Annotated in this window: 3 protein-coding genes; all 3 read left to right on the plus strand. The window is 71.5% G+C overall.

Features of this window, described 5'->3' with window-relative positions:
- Positions 1–19: 19 nt before the first annotated feature.
- Positions 20–5,596: a pullulanase-type alpha-1,6-glucosidase gene (gene pulA, locus OO48_RS31265; RefSeq protein ID WP_033222448.1), complete on the plus strand. Its 5,577-nt coding sequence runs from the start codon at positions 20–22 to the stop codon at positions 5,594–5,596.
- Between the two features lie 440 nt (positions 5,597–6,036).
- Positions 6,037–7,041: a M4 family metallopeptidase gene (locus OO48_RS41295; protein WP_425338607.1), complete on the plus strand. Its 1,005-nt coding sequence runs from the start codon at positions 6,037–6,039 to the stop codon at positions 7,039–7,041.
- A 38-nt stretch (positions 7,042–7,079) separates the two neighbouring features.
- On the plus strand, positions 7,080–7,705 hold a 626-nt coding region (locus tag OO48_RS41300), incomplete at its 3' end, for a M4 family metallopeptidase (RefSeq protein WP_425338608.1).

The following is a 7,705-nucleotide window of genomic DNA, read 5'->3' on the forward strand; positions in this document are numbered from 1 at the left end:
CCCGAGGGAGAGCCCTGCCGTGGCCGACGCCCCGTTCCGCCCCCAGCGCCGCACCACCCCCTACCGCCGCCCCGGACGGGCCGCCGTCCTGGTCGCGGTCTCGCTGATCGCCGCCACCCTGGGCGCCGCCCCGCTGGCCGCCGCCGCGCCCGCCAAGCCCGCGGCCCCGCCGTCCGACAAGGAGCTGGCGGCCACCGCGGCCCGGCACGACCTGACCCGCGAGCAGTTCTACTTCGTGCTGCCGGACCGCTTCGCCAACGGCAGCACCGGCAACGACACCGGCGGCATCACCGGCGGCCGGATGGACAACGGCCTCGACCCGGCCGACAAGGGCTTCTACCACGGCGGCGACCTGCAGGGCCTGATCGACAAGCTCGACTACGTCCAGGACCTGGGCACCACCGCGATCTGGATGGCGCCGATCTTCAAGAACCAGCCCGTGCAGGGGGCCGGCGCGGACGCCTCGGCCGGCTACCACGGCTACTGGATCACCGACTTCACCCAGGTCGACCCGCACTTCGGCACCAACGCCCAGCTCAAGGAGCTGATCGACAAGGCGCACAAGCGCGGCATCAAGGTCTTCTTCGACGTCATCACCAACCACACCGCGGACGTCATCGACTACGCGGAGAAGACCTACGACTACCGCTCCGAGGGCGCCTACCCGACCCTCGACGCGGACGGCAACCCGGTCGACGAGACCGCGGTCGCCGACGCCCGGGCGCAGTGGCCGAACACCACCAAGGACTCCTTCCCCTACACCCCGGTGCTGCGCGACCGGGCCGGCGCGACCGCGAAGACCCCGTCCTGGCTGAACGACCCGTCGCTGTACCACAACCGCGGCAACTCGACCTTCGTCGGCGAGTCCGCCACCGAGGGCGACTTCTCCGGCCTGGACGACCTGGACACCCAGAACCCCGAGGTCGTCGCCGGGATGGAGAAGATCTACCAGCAGTGGGTCGCCGAGACCGGCGTCGACGGCTTCCGGATCGACACCGTCAAGCACGTCAACCTGGCGTTCTGGGAGCAGTGGGCGCCCGCGCTGAAGCAGTTCGCCGCGCAGCAGGGCAACAAGAAGTTCTTCATGTTCGGCGAGGTGTACTCGGGCGACCCGGCGGTCACCTCCCCGTACGTCACCAAGGGCAAGCTGCAGGCCACCCTGGACTTCGCGTTCCAGGAGGCGGCCCGCAAGTACGTCTCGCAGAACGGCTCGGCCAAGGCGCTCAGCGAGCTGTACGCGCAGGACTACCGGTACACCACGGCCGACACCGACGCCTACGAGCTGCCGACCTTCCTCGGCAACCACGACATGGGCCGGTTCGGCTCCTTCCTGCAGAGCGACAACCCGGGGGCCCCGGGCGACGCGCTGCTGGCCAAGGACCGGCTCGCCAACGAGCTGCAGTTCCTCACCCGCGGCCAGCCGGTGGTCTACTACGGCGACGAGCAGGGCTTCACCGGCGCGGGCGGCGACAAGGACGCCCGGCAGGACATGTTCGCCTCCAGGACCCCCTCGTACAACAGCGACACCGTCATCGGCGGCGCCTCCGGCTCCAAGGACCGCTACGGCGAGGACGGCGCGCTCTACCGGGGCATCGCGGGCCTGGCGAAGCTGCGCAAGGACAACCCGGCGCTGGCCGACGGCGCGCAGGTCGAGCGGTACGCGGCGGACGGGCCGGGCGTGTACGCGTTCTCCCGGATCGACGCCAAGGAGCAGGTCGAGTACCTGGTGGCGGTCAACAACGCGGCCGAGCCGAAGACCGTCACGCTGGACACCTTCTCGGCGGGCATGGACTTCGACGGCCTGTACGGGACCGGCGGCAAGGTCACCAGCGGGGCCGACGGCAGGGCGACGGTCACCGTGCCCGCGATGTCCTCGGTGGTGCTGAAGGCCGAGCACAAGCTGGCCAAGCCCGCCGCGGGCCCGTCGATCACGGCCGTCGCGCCGGCCGACGGCTCGTACGGGACGGTCACCCTGGGCGCGAACGTGCCCGGCGGCGGGTTCAACCGGGTCACCTTCGCCGCGCAGGTCGGGGACGGGGCCTGGCAGACGCTCGGCACCGCCGACAACGGGGTGTACCGGGTCACGCGGAACCTGGACGGGGTCGCACCCGGGACGGTCGTGCGGTTCAAGGCGGTCGTCGAGGACTCGGCGGGCCGACTGGCCTCCACCACCGGGCAGTTCACCACCGGGCAGCAGGCGCCCACGCCCGCGCCGAGCGCGGTGACGCGCGAGTACGCGGTGGTGCACTACCAGCGCGAGGACGGCGACTACGACGGCTGGAACCTGTACACCTGGGGCGACATCGCCGACGGCGAGGCGACCACCTGGCCGGACGGCCACGGCTTCGTCGGGCGGGACGCGTACGGGGCGTTCGCGTACGTGAAGCTCAAGGGCGGGGCGTCCGACGTCGGGTTCGTGGTGGAGAAGAACGGCACCAAGGACGTCGACCAGGACCGGCACGTCGACGTCTCCGCCACCGGCGAGGTGTGGATCAAGGAGGGCGACGCCACCGTCCGCACCGCGAACCCGGACGCGGCCCAGCCGGTGCCCGAGGGCAAGGCGGTCATCCACTACCGGCGGGCCGACGGGAACTACACCGGCTGGGGCCTGCACGACTGGACCGGCGCGGCCACCCCCACCGATTGGGGCAACCCGCTGGTGCCCGCCCGGCAGGACGCGTTCGGCGCCGTCTTCGAGGTGCCGCTGGCCGAGGGCGCCACCAGCCTCAGCTACATCATCCACAACGGCGGCGACAAGGACCTGCCGCAGGACCAGTCGCTGGACTTCGCCACCTCCGGCCGGGAGATCTGGATCATCGGCGGCCAGGAGGGCCACCTGCTGCCGCAGAGCGCCGGCACCTCCTCGCAGCTCGACCTGGGCTCGGCCAAGGCCCAGTGGATCGACGCCAGGACCGTCGTGGTGCCCGCCAACTACGGTGCGGCGGACGCCCAGTTGAAGGGCGGCACCAGCGCCCAGCTGATCTACGACCCCGAGGGCGGGCTGAGCGTCGACAAGGGCGTGCTGTCCAAGCCGGGCCGCTGGATCCGGCTCAACCTCGCGGCCGGCCTCACCGACGCCCAGAAGGCGAAGTTCCCGCACCTGGCCGGGTACCGGGCGTTCACCGTCGACCCGCGCGACGCCGGCCGGATCACCGACGCGCTGCGCGCCCAGGTGGTGTTCACCGAGCACCTGCCGAGCGGCGCCGCGCTCGCCGCCACCGGCGTGCAGACCCCCGGCGTGCTGGACGACCTGTACGCGGCCAAGGCGGCCTCCGCGCAGCTCGGCCCGGTGTACTCGGACGGCAAGGGCAACAACGGCAACGGCAACGGGAACGACAAGGACAAGGACAAGGGCGGCAAGGGCGACCGGCGCAAGGTGACGCTGTCGCTGTGGGCGCCGACCGCGACCGACGTCGCGGTGCAGCTGTTCGACAAGGCGAGCGGCGGCAGCCCGAAGACCGTGCCGCTGAAGCGCGACGACGCGTCCGGCGTCTGGTCGCTGACCGGGGACGCCAAGGACCTGGACGGCAAGTACTACCTGTACCAGGTCAAGGTGTGGGCGCCCAGCGTCCAGAAGACGGTCACCAACCTGGTCACCGACCCGTACTCGACCGCGCTGGCCGCCGACTCCGAGCGCAGCCTGGTGGCCGACCTGTCCTCGGCCGCGACCAAGCCCGAGGGCTGGGACCAGCACCGCAGTCCGGAGGCGATCCCGGCGGTGAAGCAGCAGATCCAGGAGCTGCACGTGCGGGACTTCTCGTCCGCCGACAGCACCGTGCCGGCCGACGAGCGCGGCACCTACCTGGCGTTCACGCGGTCCAAGTCGGCGGGCATGCGGCACCTCGAGGAGCTGGCCAAGGCCGGGGTGACCACCGTCCACCTGCTGCCGACCTTCGACATCGCCACCATCCGGGAGAACCGGGCCGACCAGAAGCTCCCGGCCTGCGACCTGACCGCGCTGGCGGCGGACTCCGAGAAGCAGCAGGAGTGCGTGGCGGCCGTGCAGGCCGACGACGCCTACAACTGGGGCTACGACCCGCTGCACTACACCGTGCCGGAGGGCTCGTACGCCACGGACCCGAACGGCACCGCGCGCACCGAGCAGTTCCGCGCGATGGTGCAGGCGATGCACGAGGCGGGCCTGCGGGTGGTGCTGGACGTGGTGTACAACCACACCGCGGCCGCCGGGCAGGACGACAAGTCGGTGCTCGACCGGATCGTCCCCGGCTACTACCAGCGGCTCAGCGACAGCGGGAAGGTCACCACCGACTCCTGCTGCGCCGACACCGCGCCCGAGCACGCCATGATGAACAAGCTGGTCGTGGACTCGGTGGTGACCTGGGCCAAGCAGTACCGGGTGGACGGCTTCCGGTTCGACCTGATGGGCCTGGACCCGAAGTCGACCATGCTGGACGTGCAGTCCGCGCTGCGGGCGCTGACCCCGCAGAAGGACGGCGTGAGCGGGAAGGACGTCTTCCTGTACGGCGAGGGCTGGAACTTCGGCACCGTCGCCAACGACGCCCGGTTCGTCCAGGCCACCCAGGCCAACATGGCCGGCACCGGCATCGCGACCTTCAACGACCGGATCCGGGACGCCGGGCGCGGCGGCAACTACGAGCTGTCCTCGGCCCCGCAGCAGGGCTTCGCGTCGGGCCTGTTCACCGACCCGAACGGCTCGGCCGACAACGGCACCCCCGAGCAGCAGAAGGCCCGGCTGCTGCACCAGATGGACCAGGTGAAGGTCGGCCTGACCGGCAACCTGGCGGCGTACCGGTTCACCGACAGCAGCGGGAAGCCGGTCACCGGCGGCGGCGTCGACTACAACGGCTCGCCGACCGGCTACGCGGCCGCTCCCGGCGAGGCGGTGGAGTACCTGGACGCGCACGACAACGCGGACCTGTACGACGCGCTGGCCTTCAAGCTGCCGCAGGGCACCTCGCCCGCCGACCGGGCCCGGATGCAGGCGCTCGGCCTGTCGCTGACCGCGCTGAGCCAGGGCCCGGGCTTCGCCCAGGCCGGCAGCGACCTGCTGCGCTCCAAGTCGCTGGACGCCAACTCCTTCGACTCCGGCGACTGGTTCAACGCGATCAACTGGGACTGCGAGCTCGGCAACGGCTGGGGGCGCGGCCTGCCGATGGCGGCCGACAACCAGTCGATGTGGGCCCGCGACAAGCAGCTGCTGGCCGACCCGAAGCTGCGGATGGGCTGCAACGAGACGGGCGCCGGCACCGCCATCTACCAGCAGTTCCTGAAGATCCGTCAGTCCTCGCCGCTGTTCGCGCTGGCCAGCACGGCGGAGGTGCAGCGCCGGCTGTCCTTCCCGCTGTCCGGCACCGCGGGGGAGAACCCGGGCGTGATCACCATGCACCTGGACGGCACCGGCCTGAAGGGCGCCGAGAAGGGCATCACGGTGGTCTTCAACGCCACCCCGACCGTGCAGAACCAGACCGTGGCGGGCCTGCGCGGCAGCAAGCAGGAACTGCACAAGGTGCAGGCCAAGGGTAGCGACCCGGTGGTCAAGCAGGCAGCCTTCGACCCGGCCTCGGGAACCTTCACGGTGCCGGGCCGGACGGTGGCGGTGTTCGTCCAGAACTGATGGTTTCCCCGCGGTAACAGGGGCCTCACCTCCGGGTGGGGCCCCTGGCCGGGTTGGCCGAAAACCGGCGCCGCGCGACGGGGCGCGGTACGGGCCTTCCCGACGGCGTCCCACATGCCGGACCGTGCGGGGCCGCCGGCGCGGCCGGGGCGCGGTCGTTAATCGGTCATTCCATGGCATGCATCTGTCATTCGCCGGGTGTTTGCTGCCACGATTCCCCCGGCTGCGAACCGACAAGTAACCCCGACTCCCGCCGATGGAGCCCGCCCCAGGCCACCGGCGCCCGCAGCCCGGCACGCGCACCCCACGTGGCCGGCACCGCGTACGTGCACGCACCCCGCGCCGCGAACCGGCGGCAGGGGCCCCCGCTGCGCCGCAACCGCGGCCAGATACTCTCAACCGCTCGTGACCCCGCGACGGTCGGTAAAGAGGAGTTCCGCATGTCTCGCCCCACGCATGCCCGCGTGAGCATGGCCGCCCTCGCGGCCACCACCGCCCTGCTGGTGACCGCGATACCCGTGGCGGTGGCCCAGGCCACTCCGTCCGTCCCCCTGGCGTCCAATCAGGTCGCCGCCCAGCAGGCCGCCGCCGGGAAGGCCCAGCTGATCTCCGACGCGGGCAGCCGCTCCGCCGGCTTCGCCCAGAGCCTGGGCCTCGGCGCCCAGGAGAAGCTGGTGGTCAAGGACGCGTCCAAGGACGCCGACGGCACCCAGCACTTCCGCTACGAGCGCACCTACGGCGGACTCCCCGTGCTCGGCGGCGACCTGATCGTCCACCAGGCCGCCAACGGCAGCACCAAGGGCGTCGACCGGGCCTCCACCGCCTCGCTGGACGGCCTGTCCACCACCCCCAAGCTGGCCGCCGCCAAGGGCCAGGCCACCGCGCTGGCCGCGCAGGCCGGCTCCGCCCTGGACACCGCGCCCCGGCTGGTGGTCTGGGCCGCCGACAACCACCCCCGGCTGGCCTGGGAGACCGTGGTCTCCGGCGTCCAGGAGGACGGCACCCCGAGCAAGCTGCACGTGGTCACCGACGCCACCAGCGGGGACGTGATCCAGAAGTGGGAGGGCGTGCAGACCGGCACCGGCAACGGCGTCTTCGTCGGCAGCGTCACCCTCGGCACCTCGCAGTCCGGGTCCAACTACCAGCTCAAGGACCCGACCCGCGGCAACATGTACACCACCAACCTGAACAACGGGACCAGCGGCACCGGCACGCTGTACTCGAAGACCACCGACAGCTGGGGCGACGGCACCGTCTCCAACAAGGAGTCCGCGGCCGTCGACGCCCACTACGGCGTCGCGATGACCTGGGACTACTACAAGAACACCTTCGGCCGCAGCGGCATCCGCGGCGACGGCGTCGGCGCGTACAGCCGGGTCCACTACGGCAGCAACTACGTCAACGCGTTCTGGGAAACCTGCCCAAGGACAACCCGGACTACCTGATCGGCGAGCTGATCAACATCAACGGCGACGGCACGCCGCTGCGCTACATGGACAAGCCCTCCAAGGACGGCTCCTCCGCCGACTCCTGGTACAGCGGCGTCGGCAACCTCGACGTCCACTACTCATCCGGCGTCGGCAACCACCTCTTCTACCTGCTGGCCGAGGGCAGCGGCGCCAAGACCGTCAACGGCGTCAGCTACAACTCGCCGACCGCCAACGGCATCACCGTCACCGGCATCGGCCGGGACAAGGCGGCCGCCATCTGGTACCGGGCGCTCACCACCTACTGGACCTCCACCACCAACTACGCCAGCGCCCGGGCCGGCATGCTCTCCGCCGCCACCGACCTGTACGGCTCCGGCTCGGCCGAGTACAACGCCACCGCCACCGCCTGGGCCGCCGTCAACGTCGGCTCGCTGCCCAGCACCGGCGGCCCGACCGTCACCAGCCCCGGCAACCAGTCGACCGCGGTCAACGGCTCGGTCAGCCTGCAGATCAAGGCCACCGGCGGCACCGCGCCGCTCAGCTACTCGGCCACCGGGCTGCCCACCGGCGGCGGCACCGGCTGCACCCCCGCCCAGCTGCTCGGCAACCCCGGCTTCGAGACCGGCAGCGCCAGCCCCTGGACCGCCTCCTCCGGCGTGGTCGACAACTCCTCCTCCGA

This window comes from Kitasatospora phosalacinea, assembly GCF_000716545.1.
Taxonomy (GTDB): Bacteria; Actinomycetota; Actinomycetes; order Streptomycetales; family Streptomycetaceae; genus Kitasatospora; species Kitasatospora phosalacinea.

What these genes read in the sequence shown, in the direction of transcription:
- OO48_RS41295 (WP_425338607.1), top strand. Translation starts at nt 6,037, where the DNA reads ATGTCTCGCCCCACGCATGCCCGCGTGAGCATGGCCGCCCTCGCGGCC.